The following is a 22,565-nucleotide window of genomic DNA, read 5'->3' on the forward strand; positions in this document are numbered from 1 at the left end:
GGCGCCCCAACCGTGCCACCAGCAGAACTGCAACACGTTTCAGTTTTGAGTTGGGGCTGGGTAGTCTGGCCCAGTGCCAGAGGTCACCAGTCAAGAAGCCGCGATCGACGGATGGTTCGCCACCGATGACGCCGGAAATCCCCATCTGATCGGCAGCAAGTGCCCGCAGTGCGGCACCTATGTCTTCCCGCCCCGGGCGAACAACTGCCCCAACCCGGCCTGCGCCAGCGACGCCCTGGAGTCCGTCGCCTTGTCGACCCGGGGAACGCTGTGGAGCTACACGGAAAACCGGTACCCGCCGCCCGCCCCCTACCCGGCGGCGGACCCGTTTGAGCCGTTCGCCATCGCCGCGGTGGAGCTGGCCGACGAGGGCATCATCGTTCTAGGCAAGGTGGTCGAGGGCACGCTGGCGGCCGACCTGAAGGTCGGCATGCAGATGGAGCTGACCACGATGCCGCTGTTCACCGACGACGACGGCGTCGAGCGCCTCGTGCACGCCTGGAAGGTGGCCTCCACCGGCGACGATAAACAAAGCGGTGCGATCGGAAAAGGGTCGGAGGAGCGGCGCTAATGACGAAGAGCACTCCCGAACCGCTGTACATCCTCGGCGCCGGCATGCACCCCTGGGGTAAATGGGGCCGCGACTTCACCGAATACGGCGTGGTCGCCGCGCGCGCCGCGCTGGCCGAGGCCGGGCTGGACTGGCAACAGATCCAGCTGGTCGCCGGCGCCGACACCATCCGCAACGGTTACCCGGGCTTCATCGCGGGGTCGACGTTCGCGCAGAAGCTGGGCTGGAACGGCGTCCCGGTCAGCTCCAGCTATGCCGCCTGCGCCAGCGGTTCGCAGGCGCTGCAGAGCGCCCGAGCGCACATTCTGGCCGGCTTCTGCGACGTCGCTCTGGTTATCGGTGCAGACACCACGCCGAAAGGCGCGTTCGCCCCGGTCGGCGGGGAACGCAAGAACGATCCCGACTGGCAGCGCTTTCACTTGATCGGCGCGATGAATCCGGTGTACTTCGCGCTGCTCGCGCGGCGCCGGATGGACCTGTACGGCGCGACGTCGGAGGACTTCGCACAGGTGAAGGTCAAGAACTCCCAGCACGGCCTGCAGAACCCGAATGCCCGCTACCGCAAGGAATCTTCGGTCGAGGACGTGCTGGCCAGCCCGGTGGTCTCCGACCCGCTGCGCCAGCTCGACATCTGCGCCACCTCCGACGGCGCGGCGGCGCTGGTCGTCGCCAGCGCCGAGTTCGCCCGCAAGCACCTCGGCACGCTGGAGGGACTGCCTTCGGTGCGCGCAGTCAGCACGGTCACCCCGCGCTATCCACAGCATCTGCCCGAATTGCCGGATATAGCAACGGATTCCACCGCTGCCGTGTCGGCACCGGAGCGGGTGTTCAAGGATCAGATCCTCGACGCGGCCTATGCCGAGGCGGGCATCGGACCCGAGGACGTGAGCCTGGCCGAGGTCTACGACCTGTCCACTGCGCTGGAACTCGACTGGTACGAGCACCTGGGGCTGTGCGCCAAGGGCGAAGCCGAGGAGCTGCTGCGCAGCGGCGCGACCACGATCGGCGGCAGGGTCCCGGTCAACCCGTCTGGCGGGCTGGCGTGCTTCGGCGAGGCGATTCCCGCCCAGGCGATCGCTCAGGTCTGCGAGTTGACCTGGCAGCTGCGTGGCCAGGCCACCGGCCGGCAGGTGGAAAACGCCAAGGTCGGGGTCACCGCGAATCAGGGCCTGTTCGGCCATGGTTCGTCGGTGATCGTGGCCCGCTAGGGTTCTCGGCCGCTGTCGATAGCTGCCGCCGTGGCCGCCAGTGTGAAGCGCCGGCTTTGAATGTGCAGCCACGGCGGAGGTGGTCGGCGTGTCAACGCCGTGGGTTCTTCACATTCGATGGTCGAAGGTCGACGGGTGGGGGCTACTCGTCAGAAGTGCCGAGAGTTTCCAGGACGACCTCGGCCACTCGCTTCATGGTGGTCCTGCGGTCCATGGCGGCGCGTTGAATCCACTTGAAGGCCTCGGGCTCGGTCATGCCCTGTTCGGTCTGCAGCAGCCCTTTGGCGCGCTCGACGAGCTTGCGGGTCTCCAGCCGGTCGGTCAACGAGGCCACCTCGCGTTCGAGCTCGGCGATCTCACTGAAGCGACTGACGGCCAATTCGATAGCCGGGATGAGGTCGCTGATGGTGAACGGCTTCACCAGATAGGCCATCGCCCCGGCGTCCCGCGCCCGCTCCACCAGGTCACGCTGGCTGAAGGCGGTCAACACCACGATCGGGGCGATGCGCTTGCTGGCTATCTCCGAGGCCGCGTCGATGCCGTCGCGGCGCGGCATCTTCACATCCATGATCACCAGATCCGGTTGATGGCGCTCGGCCAACTCGACGGCCTCCTGTCCGTCGCCGGCCTCCCCGACGATCTCGTAACCCTCCTCTCGGAGCATCTCGGCGAGATCCATTCGGATGAGCGCTTCGTCTTCAGCGATCAGGACCCGGCGCGGCACAGCGGCGTCGGTGTCGGTCGTGGGGCCTGTCATGACGAATATTGTGTCGTGAAGGCCTCAGACCAGCGACCTCGGGGGGCGGTGAGACAGGTGAGCACTCCTGATCCTCTATGGTGGGAGGCTGCCTCTAAGGTAAGAGACCGCGCGCCCTCGTATCCCAACTGGCAGAGGAAACGGATTCAAAACCCGTCCAGTGTGAGTTCGAATCTCACCGAGGGCACCAAGCTGTAGAGGCATTGGCGTAGGTAGAAAGGCGAATTCACCTTTCCTGGATAGCCGTACGCAGCGGGGCCGCCCAAAAAATCAAGGGCCACCACCAAGGGCCGGGGCGCCGATATTTCGCACACGAGTTTCGATGTAATACCGCTGGCTGTCGTTGGTACGGACGATGCCGCAAAACGCTTCTGGGGTCAGCCGGGGCCGGGTATTTCCTCCTCAAGCCCACGCAGGGCTTCCACTGGGACCTGGTGGTTGATTATCTGCTCGGCAAGGACGCACATCTGCGTCCTGGTACTCCGTGACATTGTTCGGAGCAGTCCCAAAGCTTGCGCGGCGTCGAGATCGAAGCGGGCGCTGATTGGTATGCCACTGTCCACCACGCCGCTACATATTATTCAGCAGTCGGCCCGCCCCCGGTGGGATGACGGGCCGGCTGTTTCGTCGGACAGGTAGTCCTAGGCTGTCGCGACCTCCTTCTTGCCAAAGATCCGTTCCAGCGCTGCGGTGTCGGCATAGGCGTGCGCCGCGACCACCTTGCCGCCGCGCAGGGTGAACACCTGGGCCATCTCGGAGGTCTCGCCACCGGCCGTGGTCTGGCAAAGAGCAATCACGTCGTCGCCATCTGCGATGAAGCGCTGCGGGTCGGCATGCGTCTGCTTCTCGGCCATCTTGGCGAGCAACGCTGCGAGATCCTGCTTGCCGCGATAGGAGCCGCCGATCGCGCTGTCGCCCGGCTGCACCCACTCGATGTTGTCGTCGAACAGGTCCATCACTGCGTTGCCGTCACCTGCATTGAAAGCTTCGTAGCCGCGCTTGACGAACTCGATGTTCTGTTCTTGATCTGACATTGTCAGTTCCCTTCACTTCACCCCCCGATATTTCAGCCGCGGTGGACTCGCCCGGTCTGGGCAGTCGCGCTAGGTCGGGTCTCCGATCAGTCAGACCATTCGCCGCCCGCTAAACGTAAGCCTTGGCGCAGCGGATTGACCCGTAACGCTGGGAATGGGGTAATGGATTACCTGCCGGGCGGCCGTCAGCGTGGCCGCCCCTTCAGGTGAGATCGGCCGCTACCCCGCGCCCGCCCTCCGGCGCTCGTCTAGGAGCGCATCCGATGCGGCCGGGTGGTCGCGATTCTCGTTGTCAGCATCGACGCGATGCCGGCGCTCCGGCCGACAGGTACGGGGGCGCTTTCCGGTACGGAGTTCCGAAAGCGTTTCGCATGCCGGGCGGTCTGCTAATCGCCCTAAATACCTTCCAATGGTATGGAATAGTCTTGTTTAATAAACCGCACGCATTTCCGACGAATTCGTGTGCATTTCGGCGAGAGGTTCCAAAAACACATGCTCAGTTGAATTCATACCATTTCGCAGCACTCGGGAACCGCGACGCCGCCATACACTCAGCAACGCCCAGCCATCAGCTTGCTCGGGGTCGCGATGACCTACCACGACCCGTCGAGCGTGAGTTCAAATCTCGCCGAAGTCACCAATTCGCAAGTGCGTCAACTCAATCGCCGATCGACCGACTGACGCATACCTGGCCTGAGGCCGACACGTCTGATCCCGGCGTGTAGTTGCCGATCGAATCGGTGGCAACCCGCAGCAACCAACTGGGCTCGCTACAAGCGGCGCTACAGCCCTCCATCAAAAACGCGGCGAAAACCAGGATTGATGCAAGAACAAACCTCTTGAGACCCGCCATCAGGCACCCCTTGGTCGAGGCGAACACGTGTCCATGAGCCCTGCAGAACACGTGTTAAATAACCAAAATCAATGACTCGTAAACCCGATTACAACCCGATAACAAATGTCGTATCAGACTCGGGAAACTTGCGGGGGCGAAAACGGCAATATTCATGCGACGTCGACAAAATTCCCTGCTCGGCGGTTAGGCTTGCACCGTGGCGGCCAAGAAGTGTGGTGCCCCACCGAACTCGCCTGACGGCTCATCGAAGCGCCCGGACTGTGTGGCCGCGGCGCGCACCCAGTCGCGCGCCCGCAATCAGCACTACGCCGACAGCGCCGCACGCCAGTTTCGAGTACTCACCATCAGCGCATGGCTGGCGGTGATCGTCAGCGCTACGTTTGTGCTCCTGCAAGTGGTCACCGGAGCGTGGACCTGGCAGATCGTCTCGGTCAACGCCAGCGCCGCGATGATTTTCGCTGCCGTGCCATGGCTGCATCGCTTCGGCGATCTGGTTGCGCCGCTGACCTTCATCGGCGCGGCTTACATCTCACTGTTCTCCAGCTGCTGGGACGCGGGAACCGCGTCGGGCTCGCAGTTTTTCTTCCTGGTCGCGGCCAGCCTGGTGGTGCTGGTACTTGGCATCGACCACATCGTGTTGGCGGCAAGCCTGGCCGCGATCGCGGCCGGCCTGGTCATCGCGCTGGAGTTCCTGGTCCCCCGCAATACCGGCCTGGAACCGGCCTGGGCCCAGTCGATGATGTTTGTCGTCACCATCGTCTCCGCCTTCGTGATGGTATTCGTGGCGGTGTGGTTCGCGCTTCGTGATACTCAGCGCGCCGAGGCGGTGATGGAATCCGAGTACGAGCGCTCGGAGGCACTGCTGGCCAACATGTTGCCGGGCAGCATCGCCGAGCGTCTCAAGAGCGCGGACCGCGGCGTCATCGCCGACAAGTACGACGAGGCCTCCGTCCTGTTCGCCGACATCGTCGGGTTCACCGAACGCGCCAGCAACACCGCGCCCGCCGACCTGGTGCGGTTTCTGGACCGGCTGTACGGCGTTTTCGACGAGTTGGCGGACAAGCACGGCCTGGAGAAGATCAAGGTCAGCGGTGACTGCTACATGGTGGTCAGCGGGGTCCCGCGGGCAAGGCCGGACCACGCCTACGCTCTCGCCGATTTCGCGCTCGACATGGCCAATGTTGCTGCCACACTGAAGGATCCGCACGGTGCGGCGGTCCCACTACGGATGGGCATGGCCTGCGGGCCCGTCGTCGCGGGTGTCGTGGGTTCGCGTCGGTTCTTCTACGACGTGTGGGGCGACGCGGTCAACGTCGCGTCTCGGATGGAGTCCACCGACTCGGCGGGCCGAATCCAGGTGCCCGAGGCGATGTACGAACGCCTCAAACACGACTTCGTTCTGCAAGAGCGCGGCCGCATCGAAATCAAGGGCAAGGGCGTTATGCGCACCTGGTATCTCATCGGCCGCAAGGCGGGTGAAGAACCCACCGACCTGCGCGCCGAGGATCCACGCACGGTCCATGTCTGACCAAAGTCCCTGTACCACAGCGTGCGTTTGTGCCAGACTTCGGCCATGACTATCACCCCTGACTCTCCTGGAACCCGCCCGGTTCCAAGCTTGCTTCCGCATTTGTGGAAATCCGCTCTGCTGTCGGGAATTCTGTCTCTTGTCCTCGGTGTCCTGGTGCTGGCGTGGCCGGGAAGAACGATCCTGGTCGCTGCCGTCATGTTCGGTGTCTATCTGCTGATTACCGGTGCCGCGCAGGTTTTCTTCGCGTTCAGCCTGCATGTCTCCGCGGGAAGCCGGATCCTGCTATTCATCAGTGGGGCCGCGTCACTCATCCTTGCCGTCCTAGCGTTTCGCCATTTCGGTAGAGATCAGCTGACCGCAATTCTGTTCCTAGCCATTTGGATTGGCATCGGGTTCATCTTCCGCGGTGTTGGCACGACTGTTTCGGCTATCAGTGATCCGCACCTGCCGGGACGAGGCTGGAACATCTTCGTCGGCGTGATCAGCCTGCTCGCCGGGATCGTCGTCCTGGCCTCACCACTGGAATCCATCGTCACCCTGGCGATCGTGGTCGGCGCGTGGTTCGTCGTCATCGGCGTGTTCGAGGTGATTTCGTCGTTCGGAATCCGCAAGGCCTCCAAAACTCTCGCCGGCTGAGGAGGCCGCAGCTAGCGCTGGCGCCGACTCATCTACTACACTCTGTCGTAGCCGTTTGATCGGGCCTCCGCAGTTCGGGAGATGACAGATGAATGTCGTCGATATTTCGCGGTGGCAGTTCGGTATCACTACCGTCTACCACTTCATCTTCGTGCCGCTCACCATCGGTTTGGCTCCGCTGATCGCCGTGATGCAGACGGCGTGGGTGGCCACCGGCGACACCGCCTGGTACCGACTGACCAAATTCTTCGGCAAGCTGTTCCTGATCAACTTCGCCATCGGCGTGGCGACCGGGATCGTCCAAGAATTTCAGTTCGGGATGAACTGGTCGGAGTATTCGAAATTCGTCGGCGACATCTTCGGGGCGCCACTGGCGATGGAGGGGCTGTTCGCCTTCTTCTTCGAGTCCACGTTCATCGGCTTGTGGATCTTCGGCTGGAGCCGGCTGCCGAAGCTGATACATCTGGCCTGCATCTGGATCGTCGCGATCGGCGTCAACGCGTCGGCGTTCTTCATCATCGCGGCGAACTCGTTCATGCAGCATCCGGTCGGCGCGCACTACAGCCCGGCGACACGACGCGCCGAACTGGACGACATCTTTGCCCTGCTCTCCAATAACACTGCGCAAGCGGCATTTTCACATACTGTGGTGGGGGCGCTGCTGGTTGCGGGGACCTTCGTTGCCGCGGTCAGCACATGGTGGATGGTGCGCTCGCGCAGGCCGGGGTCCACCACCCCCGAAGCACAAACCGATGCCCGCACCATGTTTCGCCCCGCGGCCATCCTGGGATGCGGGGTTGTGCTGATCGCCACTCTCGGCTTGTTCTTCACCGGTGACCGTCAGGGCAAGCTGATGTTCGTCCAGCAGCCGATGAAGATGGCGTCGGCGGAGGCGTTGTGCCACACGCAGACCGACCCCGACTTCTCGGTGCTCACGATCGGAACGCACAACAACTGCGGCAGCGTCGCCGAAGTGATCAAGATGCATTACGTGCTGCCGTTCCTGGCCGAAGGCAAGTTCAGCGGCGTGACGCTGCGCGGAGTGGACGAGTTGCAGCAGGAGTACCAGCAGCGCTTCGGACCCGACGACTACCGGCCGAACCTGTTCGTCACGTACTGGTCTTTCCGGGCGATGATCGGATTCCTGGTAATCCCAGTGTTGTTCGCCCTGACCGTGTTGTGGGTGACCCGCGGCGGGCGAACGCCTGAGAACCGCTGGGTCTCCTGGTTTGCCCTGTTGACCATTCCCACGCCGTTTCTGGCCAACATCTCGGGTTGGGTGTTCACCGAGATGGGCCGCCAGCCGTGGGTGGTGGCTCCCAATCCCACTGGGGACCAATTGATTCGAATGACGGTCCGCGAAGGGGTGTCGAATCACGTGCCCGGCATGGTCATCACGTCCCTGGTGACCTTCACCCTCGTCTATGCGGTGCTCGCGGTCCTGTGGTTCTTTCTGCTCAAGCGCTACGTCGTCGAAGGGCCGCTGGAACACGACGCGGAACCCGCTCCCCCGCAGGCTCCCAGCGACGACGAGGTGGCACCTCTGTCGTTCGCGTACTGACGCTTGACGGGATTTTCCGACGCCGAAAGGAGTTGAGACGGTGGGACTGCAGGAGTTGTGGTTCGGCATCATCGGCTTGTTGTTCCTGGGTTTCTTCATTCTCGAGGGCTTCGACTTCGGCGTGGGCATGTTGATGGAACCGTTCGCCCGCGTCGGCATCGGTGAACCCGAACCGCTGCGCCGCACGGCTCTGAACACCATTGGTCCGGTGTGGGACGGCAACGAGGTTTGGCTGATCGTCGGCGGCGCAGCGATGTTCGCCGCCTTCCCCGGCTGGTACGCCACCGTGTTCTCCACGCTTTACCTGCCGCTGTTGGCGATCCTGTTCGGCATGATCGTGCGCGCCGTGGCGATCGAGTGGCGCGGCAAGATCGACGACACGAAATGGCGCGGGTGGGCAGATGCCGGCATCGCGGCCGGGTCGTGGCTGCCGGCCGTCTTGTGGGGCGTCGCGTTCGCCATCTTGGTGCGCGGGCTCCCGGTCGGCGCCGACGGCCGCATTCACCTGTCGATCACCGATGTGCTCAACGCCTACACGCTGTTGGGCGGGTTGGCCACCGCCGGATTGTTCATGTTCTACGGAGCGACGTTCGTCGCCTTGAAGACCTCCGGCGCCATCCGCGACGACGCTTACCGATTCGGCGTCTGGCTGTCGCTGCCGGTCACCGGACTGGTTGCGGCCTTTGGCCTTTGGACCCAACTGGCGCACGGCAAGGGCTGGACCTGGCTGGTGCTTGCCGTGGCGGTGGTAGCCCAACTGGCGGCGGCGCTGTTGGTGTGGCGACGCTCCTCCGATGGCTGGACCTTCACCTGTGTGGCGCTGGTGGTCGCGGCCGTGGTGATCTTGCTCTTCGGCTCGTTGTATCCGAACTTGGTGCCCTCGACGCTGAACAAGCAATGGAGCCTGACCATCTACAACGCCTCCTCCACCCACTACACCCTCAAAGTCATGACCTGGGTGACGGCGTTCATGGCCCCGCTGACGGTGGTTTACCAAGCCTGGTCGTATTGGATTTTCCGGCAACGGATCTCGGCTGACCGGATACCTGCGCCCATCGGCCTGGCAAGGCGCGCGTCCTGAGCGATACGGACCGCACCAGCCGGGCGCCGCTCGACCCGAGATTGTGGCGAGCGTCGGCGGCATTGCGCCGCTATCTGGTCGCCGTGGTGAGCTGCGGTGTGCTGATCTCCGGCTGCGCGATCGGCTCGGCGATCGTGTTGGCGGGCATCGTCGCGCGCGCCGTCGGCGATCCCTCCGCCTGTAGTCTGCGCGTTTGGCTGGGTCCGTTGTCAATCCTGTTGGCGCTGTGGGTAGTCCGCGCGTTGGCGCATTGGGTTCAGGCCCGCCTGGGGCAACGCGGAGCCAGCGCGGTGATCGCCGACCTGTCCGGCCAGGTCCTTACGGCGGTCACCGCCAGGCAACCCCGGGAACTCGCCGCGCAACGCGACGCGGCCACCATCGTGGTCACCCGCGGTCTGGATGGCTTACGCCCGTACTTCACCGGCTACCTGCCGACGTTGCTGCTCGCCGCCATCCTGACTCCGGCCACCGTGACCGTCATCGCGGCCTACGACCTGAAATCGGCAGCGGTCGTGGCGATCACGCTGCCACTGATACCGATCTTCATGGTGCTGATCGGGCTGGCGACCGCTGACCGGTCGGCGGCGGCGCTGGCCGCGATGACGACGCTGCAGGCCCGATTGCTGGATCTGATCGCCGGGATCCCCACCCTTCGGGCGCTGGGACGTAGCTCGGGCCCGGAACACCGCATCGCCGAACTGGCCGCCGCGCACCGCCGCTCGGCCATGGCGACGCTGCGGATCGCATTCTTGTCGGCCCTGGTGCTGGAGCTGCTGGCCACGCTGGGGGTGGCGTTGATCGCCGTCGGAATAGGCCTTCGCCTGGTTTTCGGCGAGATGACCCTCACCACGGGGTTGACCGTACTGCTGCTGGCGCCGGACGTGTACTGGCCGCTGCGCCGAATCGGCGTGGAATTCCATGCCGCGCAAGACGGCAGGACCGCCGCGGGTGCGGCGTTCGCCCTCATCGGCGAGCCGGCCGCGTCGAAGGCACGGCCCCAGACGGTCACCGCGCGCGGCGCGCGGATTCGCCTCGAACATCTAACCGTGGACGGCCGCGACGGGTGCGCGCCCCACGATCTGAACGCGGTCATAGAACCCGGCTCGGTGACGGTGCTCACTGGGCGAAACGGCGCCGGCAAGAGCACCACTCTGCAGGCCATTGCCGGCATCAGCGCACCCTCATCCGGCCGCGTCACCGTGAACGGAGTCGACGTCGCCGACCTGGAGCCCGCCCGGTGGTGGGCGCAGCTGTCCTGGCTGCCGCAGCGCCCGGTGCTCGTCCCGGGCACCGTCGACGACAACCTGACACTGCTCGGGGACCTCGAAGATATCGGAAAGGCCTGTGCCGACTCCGGATTCGACACGGTGTTGGCCGAGCTGCCCGATGGGAGCAGCACCGTGCTCGGGCGCGGCGGTGCCGGGTTGTCGCTGGGACAACGACAACGGCTGGGTCTCGCCCGCGCGCTCGGCTCGACGGCCGGCGTGCTGTTGCTCGACGAGCCGACCGCGCACCTGGACGCACGCACCGAGGAACGCGTCCTGCGCGCCATCGTCGAGCGAGCCCGGGCCGGTGCGACCGTGATCGTCGTCGGCCACCGCGCGCCGGTTCTGGCCATCGGCGACCGGGTCATCGAGGTGGTCGCCGACCAGGGGGTGCGTCTTGCGCCGGCGTGATCGCGCGGCGGGTCGCCGCCATGATGCCGCGGCGATCGCAAGCGCGGCGAAGCCGGGCGCGGCGGGTCGGCGCCATGATGCCGCGGCGATCGCCGACCTACTGCGCCCGCGGTTGCCCCGCGTCCTGGCGGCGATTGCGCTCGGGGTGCTCTCGCTGGGCAGCGCGCTCGCCCTGGCCGGCGTTTCGGCATGGCTGATCACGCGCGCCTGGCAGATGCCGCCCGTGCTGGACCTGTCGGTCGCGGCGGTCGCGGTCCGGATGTTCGCCATCTCGCGGGGCGTGCTGCACTACTGCGAGCGGCTGGCCACCCACGACACGGCGTTACGGGCGGCCGGCACCGCGCGGGTGCAGATTTACCAACGGCTGGCGCACGGACCGGCCGCCGCCGCGGTTCGGCTGCACAGCGGTGAACTCGTAGCGCGGGTGGGTGCTGACGTCGACGAACTGGCCAACGTCCTGGTGCGCGCCCTGGTGCCGATCGGCGTCGCGGTGGTGCTGGCGCTGGCGGCAACGACGGTCGTCGCGGCCATTTCGCCGTCGGCGGCCGCGGTGCTGGCCATCTGCTTGCTGATCGCCGGGTTTGTCGCTCCCCGTCTCGCGGGCCGGGCCGCGGCGACCCAGGAAGACATTGCGCGCCAGCATCATTCCGAACGCGACACATCGGCGATGATCGCTCTCGAACACGCCCCCGAACTTCGGGTTGCCGGCCTGCTTCGGAATGTCATCGCCGAATCGCAAGGCCGTCAACGCGCTTGGGGTGATGCCCTGGACGCCGCCGCGAAACCGGCCGCCATTGCCGAGGCGATGCCCACCGCCGCGATCGGGGCCAGCGTGCTGGGTGCGGTGGTGTCCGGAATCGCGTTGGCTCCCGCGGTCGCGCCTACCACGCTGGCCGTGCTGATGCTGCTGCCGCTGTCCGCCTTCGAGGCGATGACGCCGTTACCGGCCGCGGCCGTCCAGTTGACGCGGTCGCGGATCGCCGCGCGTCGATTGCTCGAACTAACCCCTTCCGGGCCCGAAAACCCCACGGCGAGTGCACCCAGACCGCTCGGCACCGGCCGGTTGTCCGCCGACGTGCGTTCAGGTCACCACGACGGGGCACGCTCAACCCGGATAAAGGTGGACCTGCCGCCGGGTGCTCGACTGGCCGTCACCGGCGTCAGCGGCTCGGGGAAGACGACCCTGTTGATGACGCTCGCCGGCCTGCTGCCGCCGCTGGACGGGCAGGTGACGCTGGACGACACCGCCCTGAGCCAGCTCGACGAAGTCGATGTGCGCAACGCAGTCGGCTTTTTCGCCGAGGACGCACATATCTTTGCCACCACCATCCGCGACAACCTGTTGGTCGCGCGCGGGGACTGCCCCGACGAGGAACTGACCGCAGCGCTGGACGCCGTCGGCATCGGCGCCTGGTGCTCCGGTCTGCCCGACGGTTTGTCCACAGTGCTCACCGGTGGCGCGCAGGCTCTTTCGGCCGGCCAGCGCAGAAGACTGTTGCTGGCAAGGGCGCTGATCTCGCCCACGCGGATCGTGCTGCTCGACGAGCCCACCGAACACCTCGATGTCGCCGACGCCGAACGGGTGCTACGCGACCTATTGGCGCCGAATTCGCGGTTGATGTCCCCGCAACGGACGGTGGTGGTGGCGACTCACCACCTGCCCGAGGGTTTCGGCTGCGCGGAACTACGCGTCGAAAACGAGGCGGCGCAAGACGTCGTCTAGTGTCTCCGCGCTGGCGCTCGGGTCGCGCAACCTCGACGGGCAGCGTCCCCATAAGACAAGCGGCAATTCGTGGTGCGCAAGTTCTAGCAGCATGCCGGCGTCGGCCGGCGTTGCCGATAATCCCTTTCCCGGTGTCACAACCACATCGGGCCGACCCCGGCGTCGCAACGCCACCGGCCGCGACATCACGCCGACATCACGCCAGCGGCCCGATTCCGCCAGAGCCGGCAGCGCGTCGAATGCGGCGAGCGCGTGGGTGACCATTGCCGGATCCGAGAGCAATCGAATGCTGATGTCGTCGTCGCCCACAAGATCCCATCGGTGTAGCACCGCTTCGCTATGGCTGTGCATGCGCAATCGCGTTGCGGTCATTTCCCAGCCGGTGTACATGATGGTGTCGCCTCCGTTGAGAGCGGCGATAGCCGACTCGAAGCGAACGGCGTGTTCCACCAAACGTTCTCGGAGAACATCGTCCGGCATTGCCCGAAATGGCGGCTCGCGCACCTCCCATGTGCGCGTCGCCCTCGTTGGCCGGCCCGCCAGGTACTCTTCGATCAGGTCGGCCCGTTCGGCCGCAGCGGCTGTTACATGGGCGGTGAGTTCGTGGGCGCTCCAGCCCGAGCACCAGGTTGGTGCAGATGCCTGCAATTGAGACAAGCTAGAGATGAACGCGCGCATGGCTCCATCGTGCAGGCTTACGCTGTTTGTCATGGCGTGGAAAGAACTCCTGGACGAATTCGCTCTGATGTTGTTGTCCAGTTCCCACCCAACCGTCCGAGACGGCAAAAGCGCTAGCCATTTTCCGACATCACAGCCGGCGATACCGGCTGGCGCGACTTGGATCAGAGGTGTCGCCTGCGCGGCATGAACTCCAGTGACAGCAGCACGAACAATAACGGGATGATCTGCGTCATGGAGATCACTGCATAACGCCGGGCGTCAAGGGCATGCCACTTACGCACATACCGGTACAACGACTCGAGGGCGATCAACGGGTCAAGAATGTGGGTCAACCGGTAGAGGATGCTCTGGGTCCAGCCCCGGTTCTTATCGTCGAAGATCTCCGGGAATGCGGCGAACGCTAGCGATACCCGCTGTGCGCCAGTCTCTTTGCCGGCCATGATCATGTCGACGCTGAGCCGCTCGTCGAGCCCGTTCGGAGCGCTGCGCCGGCGCCATGGTACGTCGAGGGTGATGTCGCTCCCGCCGCCCGCGGTGGCGTACCGGTGGAATGCCTGCACCTTGCCCGCTTTGTCCCTGGCGATGATCAACTGTATTCCGGGGAATCGACCTTCCAGCACGCCGTCGAGGTTCATGTGGAATCCGCGATCGGCATGGGCCCCCTTGGATGACTCCCGCACCACCTCGGTCAGCTCGGCCAGCAGCTTGTCGTCGAGCGCCTGCTCCGCCACGATTTCGGTTGTCACGCCACAGTTGTGGGTGCGCTTCACCGCCTGACGCAGGTTGCGGAACTTGCGGCCCACCATGTCGAAGTTGGCCACATCAACGACCACGTCACGGCCAATCGGTATGGGCCGCAACGATTGTCCCAATACCGCCGGATCGTTCCACAGGTTGAGGCGCCGCTCGCTGCAGCCCACCACGGCGATACGCCATCCGTGGGCGTGGCAGGTAGCGGCGAAATCGGCTACCAGATCCGGAAAGTGCGCCTCGTCACCGATCGGGTCACCGCTGACGACGGCAATGCCCATCCGCGTCCGGTAGGCCAGCGCCGCGGTCCCGTCGGCGGTGAAGTGATAGCTCTTGCCCGTCTGCATGGTGAATGGCGCGAGCGCGTCCGCCCCGGTCGCGTCGATCAGTTTCCACACCCGTGGCAGGTCGCCGGGCCGCGGGTACGAGGTCGTCGGCCACATCAACACCATGCCCGAGCTGGCAATCACCACATCGCCAAGCAGATCAAAGGACAACACATGCAGCCCCAGGCCCGCCAGCACGAAAAAGCCTGCGGCGATGGCATGCATCGTCGTCACCGGCCGGCCCAGAAAGATGCCGCGGGCCATCCAGGCCACCGCAACCAGCACCGTCAGCGACCAGGCCAACCGATCGGTGTACTGCCAGCTTGGATGGCTGTGGTGGCGGGCGAGTATCTCGATGAACCAGCACGCCGCGCCGAACATCGCCAGAGCACCGATCAAGCGGGCCGCGAGTGAATCCACCGATACCACAACGCGTTCGCGCGCGCGCGGTCTTGCTACCGTGACGTCCACCACTGGCCCGTTCACACTCACCTCCCGATGCGCTGACGACAGCTGGGCGGGTTGACTACCGCCTCTGCACCGAATACCCGACTACGTCAAAGTTACGCCGGATCAGGGCCGTTTAGGGGCCGAATTCGGGAGGATATCTCGCAGCTATTGGATAACGGTTTACCGGCCAGAAGAAGGGAAGTATTTCAGTACGCCCTCCTGCACCACCGTGGCGAGCGGCTGCCCGGACCGATCAAAGAAGTGCCCGGTGCCCAGCCCCCGCGAATCAGCTGCTACCGGCGACGATGTGGAGTACAACACCCAGTCGTTGAAGTTGACCTGCCGGTGAAACCAAATGGAATGATTGGTGGAGGCGGCGAATATGCGGTCGAATCCCCAGGAAAGACCATGCGTGGTGATAACCGAGTCCAATACCGTGGTGTCCGAGGAATACACCATTGTTGCCGTGTGCAATACAGGGTCGTCGGGAACGTCTCCCAGCGCCTTCACCCATACCCGGTTGTGCGGCAGCCGCTCGCCTTTGGTCCGCATCACCCAGGCCGGGTCGTTGGTGTAACGCCATTCGATGGGTTGCAGGGCATTGACGAAGTGCGGAACGGTCTCTTCGTAGCCACGCAACAGTTCGCCGATCGTGGGCTGCGTCTGCGGCTCGGCCACGTCCGGCGGCTCGATGCCGTGTTCCAGGCCGCGGCCACCGGCCATGTAGGAGACCAGCGCCGAGCACAGCAGCGTGCTGTCCTGCATCGCATCCACGCGCCGATTGGCGAAGCGGCGCTCGTCACGCAGCCTCGTCACGCGGAATTCGATGTCTTTTTCGGTGTCTCCGCCGTTGATGAAGTGCACCGACAGGGCGCCGGGCGGCAGGTCGTCGCGAACCAGGCTGCGGCTGCTCGCGACGAACGACTGCGACATGAGCTGTCCACCGAAGGTTCGCATGGGGTTCTTGCTGGGATGCGAGCCGATGAACAGATCGTCGTCGACACGATGGAGGTCGAGTGTGGCCAGCAGCTCCGTGAAATCCGGATGGTTCCGTGTCGCGGCTTCTTCTACCGCATTCGGCTCTCGAGACTCACAGCCGGCCGGCACACGCTCTCCTCTAGTTAGACGTCGTCCTCCCCGATCCGGTGCACATGGATGAGGTTGGTTGACCCTACTGTGCCAGGTGGCGCACCGGCGACGATGACCACCAGGTCGCCGCGCTTGTAGCGACCGAGTTCCAGTAACGACTTGTCGACCTGGCGGATCATGCCGTCGGTGGAGGTCATCATCGGCACGATGAACGTTTCGGTGCCCCAGGTCATGGCCAGCTGGCTGCGCACCTCGGGCCACGCGGTGAAGGCGAGCAGCGGCAGCGGGGTGTGCAGGCGCGCGAGGCGCTTGACCGTGTCGCCGGACTGGGTGAAGGCGACCAGCGCCTTGGCATCGAGCCGCTCGCCGATGTCGCGGGCCGCATACGAGATCACGCCGCGTTTGGTACGCGGCACGTGCGTCAGCGGCGGGGCGGCCGTGGAATTGTCCTCGACCGCGCAGATGATGCGCGACATGGTCCGAACGGCCGCCAGCGGATACTTCCCCACCGAGGTTTCCCCGGACAGCATCACCGCGTCGGCGCCGTCGAGGACGGCGTTGGCGACGTCGGAGGCCTCGGCGCGGGTCGGCCGTGAGCTCTCGATCATCGAATCGAGCATCTGGGTCGCCACGATCACGGGTTTCGCGTTCTCCCGGGCCATCTGGATGGCCCGCTTTTGCACGAGTGGAACCTCTTCCAACGGCAGCTCGACGCCGAGGTCGCCGCGGGCCACCATGATCGCGTCGAAGGCCAGCACGATGGCTTCCAGATTGTCGACGGCTTCCGGCTTCTCCAGCTTCGCGATCACCGGAACGCGCCTGCCGACCCGGTCCATGATCTCGTGCACCAACTCGACGTCGGATGGCGAACGCACGAAAGAGAGCGCGACCAGGTCGACACCGAGTTCCAGGGCGAAGGTGAGGTCGTCGATGTCCTTCTCCGACAAAGCCGGCGCGGACACGTTCATGCCGGGCAGTGAGATGCCCTTGTTGTTGCTGATCGGCCCGCCCTCGAGGACGCTGCAGATGACGTCGTCACCCTCGATGCCCTCGATCACCAGGCCGACCTTGCCATCGTCGACCAGAATTCGGTCACCGACGGCGGCGTCCTCGGCCAGCTTCTTGTAGGTGGTCGACACCCGGTCGTGGTCGCCCTCGCAGTCCGCGACGGTGATCCGCACCGTTTCACCGTCGGCCCAGTAGGTGGGCCCGGTGGCGAAACGCCCCAGCCTGAGCTTGGGGCCCTGCAAGTCGGCGAGCACGCCGACGGCGCGGCCGGTGGCGTCGGACGCGGACCGGACCCGCTCGTAGGCGGCTTTGTGATCGGCGTAATCGCCGTGGCTGAAATTCAACCGGGCGACGTCCATTCCGGCTTCAACCAGGGCCTGGATCGCCTCATCCGAATTGGTCGCAGGGCCAAGGGTGCAGACGATCTTTCCGCGTCTACTCACGCCGACCCAGCATAGTCGTGTGTGACCCCCACGGCCCGCAGATAGCCGACGCCGCGCAGTGTGCTCTTACCCACCAAGAACGTTGGGAAACAGTGGGAAGGCCGGCAGGTTACGCAGCACTGTCCAGGCGATCGCCGCGACCACGATCGCCAGCAACGCCGCCCTGGGCGCCAACACCTTGCCGCGGGCGCGACGCACCAGCACCCATGCGGCCAGCAGCGGGATTCCTACCAGCAAAAAGACGTTGTCGTGGACGGCGGTCATCACGTCACCATGCAGCAAGTCATGCGTCATCCGCAGCCCACCGCAAAACGGGCAATTCCAGCCGGTAAGCCATTTGAACGGACACGCCGGGTAGATCGAACTCGGGCTGTGCGGGTCGGCCAGCGCGACGTAGCCGAGCGCGCCGCCCAGCGCCAAGCCGGTTCCGGCGGCGACGTAGCGGCGATGACGCCGCAGATCGTGCGGATGGGTTTGCCCCGGAGCGTGCGCGGGCGAATGCGGTTGCATCACCTGGCGGCTGAGCTTGCGTTGGTCACGCGTTCAGCATGCCAGATCCGTTGCGCCCGGCCCGGTGAGATCGGTGCATCTCGGCGGTCAGCGGCCCGACAGCCGGTTCCTCAGTCGCGAGCCCCATCGCCGACGGGATTCCGGTTGCGCCGGGGTCGTTTCGGCGGTGGGTTTTTCGGATTCGGTCTCGGTCGCCGCCGTTGATTCGGCATCGGCCGTTTCAGCTGTTTCGACGACGGGCTCGTCTTCCGAAGCCTCGGTGACGGGCTCGTCTTCGGCTTCTTGAGCTTCCGGTTCCTCGGCTTCAGCTTCGGTTTCCGGTTCTTCGGCTTCAGCTTCGGTTTCCGGTTCTTCGGCTGCGGCCGCTACGACCTCCGGAGCCGGTTCCTCGGTTACGGACTCCGACTCGTCAGCCTCGGACTCCTCGGCTTCGGGCGCTTCGGCTTCCGGCTGCTCCGCTTCGGAATCTTCGGCCACGGCCTCGGTTTCGGCCTCGTCAGCTGCGGCCTCAACCTCCGGCTCTTCGGATTCCGCTTCGGCGTCGGGCTCTTCGGCCTCGGCTTCGCTGGGCTCCGCCGCTGCGGTCGCCTCCACCGAGTCCGTCACCGGTTCTTCGACTTCCGGCTCTGCCGCGGCAGTTTCGTCAGCTTCCGCCGTGTCCGCCGAGCCCGGCGGCGCACTGGCGGCTGCGACGGCCTCGGCGCCCGTCGCAGCCGTCGCTGACGCCACCGTCGCGGGCTCCTCGTCTGAGTCGGGTTCTGCCGCTTCCTCGTCGAGGTATTGGCGGCCGCGCAGGCTCTCGGGATCTTCGCGGCCCTTGGGCGCCGCCATCAGATAGACCACCGCCCCGATGAACACGAAAGTCGAGGTGAACGAGTTGATCCGGATGCCGGCGATGTGGGTCGCGGTGTCGTCGCGCAACAGCTCGACACAGAACCGCCCGACGCAGTAGCCCGCCACATAGAGAGCGAACAACCGGCCGTGGCCCAGCGTGAAGCGCCGGTCCGCATAGATCAGCGCGACGAAAATCAGGACGTTCCAGATCAATTCGTAGAGAAACGTCGGTTGCACCACGAATGCGATCTGGCCCGTCGAGATGCCATCCAGCGAGTGCGGGTCGATGTATCCCGAGGGGTCTCGACGGTAGAAGATCTCCAGGCCCCACGGCAACGTCGTTTCGCGGCCGTAGAGCTCCTGGTTGAAATAATTACCGAACCGGCCGATGGCCTGCGCCAAAATGACTCCCGGGGCCAGCGCGTCGGCGAAGGCCGGAAGCGGAATCCCGTGCCGGCGGCAACCGATCCATGCGCCGACGCCACCGAGCGCCACCGCACCCCAAATGCCCAGGCCGCCGTCCCAAATCCGCACGGCTGCGCCGAGTCCCGCGCCGCCGGGGCCCCAATAGGTTCGCCAGTCGGTGGCCAGGTGATAGAGCCGACCACCGATCAACCCGAACGGCACCGTCCACAGCGCGATGTCATAGATCACGCCGCGCTCGCCGCCACGCGCCTCCCAGCGCCGGTCACCGATCAGCAGCGCGGCCACGATACCGGCGATGATGAACAGCGCGTAGGCCCGGATGGGTAGCGGCCCGAGGTGCCAGACACCCTGCGGCGGACTCGGGAAATAGGCCAGTAACTTCGTCACGAGGTGGTCGCCCCCTGACGAACACCCGCGGCGAGTTCCTCAGTCAGTGCACGCAATGCAGTCAACCCCCCGTCGCCCAGTGCCGACACCAGTGCGGACCCGACGATGACACCGTCGGCGTAGCTGCCGATCTGGGCGGCTTGCTCTCGCGACCGCACTCCCAGCCCGACGCCGACGGGTATGTCGGATATCTCTTTGACCCTGCTCACCAACTCCGGCGCGGCGTTAGACACCACGTCACGCGCCCCCGTCACGCCCATCGTCGAAGCCGCGTAGACGAATCCACGCGACGCCTCGACCGTCATCGCCAGCCGTTGCGGCGTCGAGGACGGCGCCACCAGAAATATCCGATCCAGACCATGTCCCTCGGATGCCGCCAGCCACTGCACGGCTTCGTCGGGGATGAGATCGGGAGTGATCAGGCCGTAACCGCCGGCCGAGGTCAGATCCCGAGCGAATGCGTCAACCCCGTAGCGCAACACGGGATTCCAGTAGGTCATCACCACGGCGTGGCCACCTGCCGCGCTGATCGCCTCGACCGCGGCAAGGGTGTCGCGGACGCGCACTCCCCCGTGCAGCGCGGTCTCGGTGGCCTTGGCGATGGTCGGGCCGTCCATGCCGGGATCCGAGTAGGGAACCCCGACTTCGATGATGTCGCAACCCGATTCGACCAGTGCGATCATTCCGTTCACGGACGTCGGCACGTCGGGGTAACCGGTGGGCAGATAGCCGATCAGCGCCGCGCGATTGTCCTTGCGGCAGCCATCGAAGATCGACTGAAGCCTGCTCGCTTCGCTTTGTTTTACGGTCATCGATCGCTGGACCCCAACAGCCCGAACCACTTCGCGGCCGTCTCGACGTCCTTGTCACCGCGCCCGGACAGGTTCACCACAATGATCGCCCCCTGCTCCAATTCGGGGCCCAGTTTCAGAGCACCGGCGACGGCGTGCGCGGATTCGATGGCCGGGATGATCCCTTCGGTGCGGCACAGGACGCGGAACGCATCCATCGCCTCCGAGTCGGTGATCGGACGGTACTCGGCGCGCCCGGTCTCGCGCAGGTACGCGTGTTCTGGACCCACGCCCGGGTAGTCGAGTCCCGCTGAGATGGAATGAGATTCGATGGTCTGCCCGTCCTCGTCCTGCAGCAGATAGGAGAACGATCCCTGAAATGCACCGGGTGAGCCGCCGCTGAAGGTCGCGGCGTGCCTTCCGGTTTCGACACCGTCGCCGGCCGCCTCGAATCCGACCAGCCGCACGCCGGGATCGTCGATGAACGGGTGGAAGATGCCAATAGCGTTGGATCCGCCGCCGATACAGGCCACCACGGCGTCGGGCAACCGGCCGGCCTGCGCCTGGATCTGGGCGCGCGCCTCGAGGCCGATGATGCGCTGAAAGTCGCGCACCATGGCGGGGAAGGGATGCGGGCCCGCCGCGGTGCCGAAACAATAGAAGGTGTTGTCGGCATTGGTAACCCAATCCCGAAACGCCTCATTGATGGCATCCTTGAGCGTCTTCGAACCGCTTTTGACCGAGACGACCGTGGCTCCCAGCAAGCGCATCCGTGCCACGTTGAGCGCTTGGCGCTCGGTGTCCACTGCGCCCATGTAGATCACGCATTCCAGGCCGAGCAAGGCACACGCGGTGGCGGTCGCCACGCCGTGCTGACCGGCCCCGGTCTCGGCGATCACTCGTTTCTTGCCCATGCGCTGGGCCAGCAACGCCTGACCGAGCACGTTGTTGATCTTGTGAGAACCGGTGTGGTTCAGGTCTTCTCGCTTGAGGAAGATGCGCGCGCCAGCCTGTTCGGACAGCCGCGGAGCCTCGTACAGGGGCGACGGCCGGCCGGCATAGTTCGCTTGCAAGTAATCCAAAGTGTCCAGGAAATCCTGGTTGACACGTTCCTTCTCGTAGGCCGCGGTGACCTCTTCAATCACGGCCATCAATGCCTCGGCGACGTAGCGGCCGCCGTACACGCCGAAATGGCCACCCGCATCGGGTTCGTGGCGGGTGGGTTCGGCGATGGCTGCGCTCGGGAGCGGAAGGTCCGGGCGGGACATGTCCACCATCACCAATGCTCTACGCGGGGATGGCTCATGGGGTTCAACGTATCAGCGCGGGGGCTCTTCAGTGACGAAGCGACTAGCGAGCCGGTTTCGGACAGGATGGATGGGTGCCCGCGGTAACCAGGTCGGCAACCGCGGCGCGCGGGTCACCACTTTTGACCAGACCTTCGCCGACCAACACGGCGTCGGCGCCCGCACCGGCATACGCCAGCAGGTCTCCGGTACCGCGCACACCGGATTCGGCGATCCTGATCACGTTGCTGGGCAGCCCCGGAGCGATGCGCGCGAAGCAATCCCGGTCCACCTCGAGAGTCGCCAGATCGCGGGCGTTGACGCCGATTACGTTGGCCCCGGCTTTGAGCGCCCGGTCGGCTTCCTCTTCGGTGTGCACCTCGACGAGCGCTGTCATACCCAGCGACTCGGTGCGGTCCAGCATCGACACCAATGCCGACTGCTCCAGCGCGGCGACGATGAGCAGCAGCATGTCGGCGCCGTGCGCACGCGCTTCGTGGATCTGGTAGGGCTGGACGACAAAGTCTTTGCGCAAGATCGGTATCGAGACCGCCGCGCGAACCGCGTCGAGGTCATCGAGCGAGCCGTGGAAACGTCGCTCCTCGGTCAACACGCTGATGATGCGGGCGCCACCGTCTTCGTAGGCCCGGGCCAGTTTGGCCGGATCGGCAATGGTCGCCAGGGAACCCGCCGACGGGCTGGCACGCTTGACTTCGGCGATGACGCCGATTCCGGGCTCGCGCAAGGCTGCCATCACGTCGCGTGGCGGCGGCGCGGCCGCTGCGGCGGCTTTGATCTCGGACAGGCTGATGAGCGCTTCGCGCGCGGCAACGTCGGCCCGGACTCCCTCGAGGATGGAGTCAAGCACGGTTGCCGGACTCATGCCTGTCGTTTCCCTTCGCCCTGTCGCCCGCTGTCATCCCACGGCCACTGTGTTGTCCCCAGCCGAT

19 protein-coding genes and 1 tRNA gene are annotated in these 22,565 nt (G+C 65.3%); 9 read left to right on the forward strand and 11 right to left on the reverse strand.

Annotation, left to right across the window (positions count from 1 at the left end):
• Positions 1 to 73 precede the first annotated feature (73 nt).
• Positions 74 to 571 (forward strand): Zn-ribbon domain-containing OB-fold protein, encoded by a 498-nt coding sequence (locus A5782_RS13015; protein ID WP_067100149.1) that lies wholly within the window; start codon positions 74 to 76, stop codon positions 569 to 571.
• On the forward strand, positions 571 to 1,779 hold the full coding sequence (locus tag A5782_RS13020; protein WP_067100151.1) for a lipid-transfer protein: 1,209 nt from the start codon (positions 571 to 573) through the stop codon (positions 1,777 to 1,779). The genes A5782_RS13015 and A5782_RS13020 overlap by 1 nt, the downstream gene beginning before the upstream one ends.
• 142 nt (positions 1,780 to 1,921) lie before the next feature.
• Here A5782_RS13020 and A5782_RS13025 read toward each other — a convergent pair whose 3' ends face one another.
• Entirely contained in the window at positions 1,922 to 2,536 is a 615-nt protein-coding gene (locus tag A5782_RS13025; RefSeq protein ID WP_067100175.1) for an ANTAR domain-containing response regulator, read from the reverse strand.
• 113 nt (positions 2,537 to 2,649) lie between these two features.
• On the opposite strand from A5782_RS13025, the gene A5782_RS13030 reads away from it, so the two are divergent.
• Positions 2,650 to 2,726 (forward strand) — tRNA-Leu (locus tag A5782_RS13030).
• Positions 2,727 to 3,177: 451 nt separating this feature from the next.
• Here the strand turns inward: A5782_RS13030 and A5782_RS13040 are convergent.
• The gene (locus tag A5782_RS13040) at positions 3,178 to 3,570 is read right to left on the reverse strand and encodes a nuclear transport factor 2 family protein (protein ID WP_067100181.1); all 393 of its coding nucleotides are present in this window, start codon (positions 3,568 to 3,570) and stop codon (positions 3,178 to 3,180) included.
• Positions 3,571 to 4,622: 1,052 nt separating this feature from the next.
• Here A5782_RS13040 and A5782_RS13050 point away from each other — a divergent pair.
• The 6 genes from A5782_RS13050 (at position 4,623) to cydC (ending at position 12,634) form a co-directional block, all read left to right on the forward strand.
• Positions 4,623 to 5,954: an adenylate/guanylate cyclase domain-containing protein gene (locus A5782_RS13050; protein ID WP_067100184.1), complete on the forward strand. Its 1,332-nt coding sequence runs from the start codon at positions 4,623 to 4,625 to the stop codon at positions 5,952 to 5,954.
• 45 nt (positions 5,955 to 5,999) lie between these two features.
• Positions 6,000 to 6,593: an HdeD family acid-resistance protein gene (locus tag A5782_RS13055; protein WP_156623927.1), complete on the forward strand. Its 594-nt coding sequence runs from the start codon at positions 6,000 to 6,002 to the stop codon at positions 6,591 to 6,593.
• 88 nt (positions 6,594 to 6,681) lie between these two features.
• Positions 6,682 to 8,154: a cytochrome ubiquinol oxidase subunit I gene (locus A5782_RS13060; protein WP_067100190.1), complete on the forward strand. Its 1,473-nt coding sequence runs from the start codon at positions 6,682 to 6,684 to the stop codon at positions 8,152 to 8,154.
• Between the two features lie 40 nt (positions 8,155 to 8,194).
• Positions 8,195 to 9,235 (forward strand): cytochrome d ubiquinol oxidase subunit II, encoded by a 1,041-nt coding sequence (gene cydB, locus A5782_RS13065; protein ID WP_067100193.1) that lies wholly within the window; start codon positions 8,195 to 8,197, stop codon positions 9,233 to 9,235.
• Between the two features lie 62 nt (positions 9,236 to 9,297).
• Entirely contained in the window at positions 9,298 to 10,911 is a 1,614-nt protein-coding gene (cydD, locus tag A5782_RS13070; RefSeq protein WP_067100197.1) for a thiol reductant ABC exporter subunit CydD, read from the forward strand.
• Positions 10,912 to 10,945: 34 nt separating this feature from the next.
• Positions 10,946 to 12,634, forward strand: coding sequence for a thiol reductant ABC exporter subunit CydC (cydC, locus tag A5782_RS13075; protein ID WP_082942916.1), 1,689 nt, complete (start codon positions 10,946 to 10,948; stop codon positions 12,632 to 12,634).
• On the opposite strand, the gene A5782_RS13080 is transcribed toward cydC, so the two are convergent.
• From A5782_RS13080 to trpC, 9 genes are all read right to left on the reverse strand, one after another.
• The gene (locus tag A5782_RS13080) at positions 12,596 to 13,312 is read right to left on the reverse strand and encodes a maleylpyruvate isomerase N-terminal domain-containing protein (RefSeq protein WP_197694214.1); all 717 of its coding nucleotides are present in this window, start codon (positions 13,310 to 13,312) and stop codon (positions 12,596 to 12,598) included. The two genes, cydC and A5782_RS13080, sit on opposite strands and share 39 nt — an antisense overlap.
• 164 nt (positions 13,313 to 13,476) lie before the next feature.
• A complete protein-coding gene (locus A5782_RS13085; RefSeq protein WP_067100204.1) occupies positions 13,477 to 14,877 on the reverse strand; it encodes a bifunctional lysylphosphatidylglycerol flippase/synthetase MprF in 1,401 nt (466 codons plus the stop codon).
• Positions 14,878 to 15,021: 144 nt separating this feature from the next.
• Positions 15,022 to 15,870, reverse strand: a complete 849-nt coding sequence (locus tag A5782_RS13090) for an acyl-CoA thioesterase II (RefSeq protein ID WP_156623932.1) — start codon at positions 15,868 to 15,870, stop codon at positions 15,022 to 15,024.
• Positions 15,871 to 15,962: 92 nt separating this feature from the next.
• The gene (gene pyk / locus A5782_RS13095) at positions 15,963 to 17,381 is read right to left on the reverse strand and encodes a pyruvate kinase (protein WP_067100214.1); all 1,419 of its coding nucleotides are present in this window, start codon (positions 17,379 to 17,381) and stop codon (positions 15,963 to 15,965) included.
• Between the two features lie 66 nt (positions 17,382 to 17,447).
• Positions 17,448 to 17,801 carry a DUF2752 domain-containing protein gene (locus A5782_RS13100; RefSeq protein WP_067100435.1) on the reverse strand — a complete coding sequence of 118 codons (354 nt, stop codon included), beginning with the start codon at positions 17,799 to 17,801 and terminating at the stop codon, positions 17,448 to 17,450.
• A 177-nt stretch (positions 17,802 to 17,978) separates the two neighbouring features.
• The gene (locus A5782_RS13105) at positions 17,979 to 19,538 is read right to left on the reverse strand and encodes a prolipoprotein diacylglyceryl transferase (protein WP_067100216.1); all 1,560 of its coding nucleotides are present in this window, start codon (positions 19,536 to 19,538) and stop codon (positions 17,979 to 17,981) included.
• Positions 19,535 to 20,350 carry a tryptophan synthase subunit alpha gene (trpA, locus tag A5782_RS13110; RefSeq protein WP_067100218.1) on the reverse strand — a complete coding sequence of 272 codons (816 nt, stop codon included), beginning with the start codon at positions 20,348 to 20,350 and terminating at the stop codon, positions 19,535 to 19,537. Before trpA ends, A5782_RS13105 begins: the two co-directional genes overlap by 4 nt.
• Positions 20,347 to 21,609: a tryptophan synthase subunit beta gene (trpB, locus tag A5782_RS13115; protein WP_197694215.1), complete on the reverse strand. Its 1,263-nt coding sequence runs from the start codon at positions 21,607 to 21,609 to the stop codon at positions 20,347 to 20,349. Before trpB ends, trpA begins: the two co-directional genes overlap by 4 nt.
• Before the next feature lie 70 nt (positions 21,610 to 21,679).
• Entirely contained in the window at positions 21,680 to 22,498 is an 819-nt protein-coding gene (trpC, locus tag A5782_RS13120) for an indole-3-glycerol phosphate synthase TrpC (RefSeq protein WP_007776189.1), read from the reverse strand.
• Positions 22,499 to 22,565: the final 67 nt, after the last annotated feature.

Source organism: Mycobacterium sp. 852002-40037_SCH5390672 (assembly GCF_001665875.1).
Lineage (GTDB): Bacteria > Actinomycetota > Actinomycetes > Mycobacteriales > Mycobacteriaceae > Mycobacterium.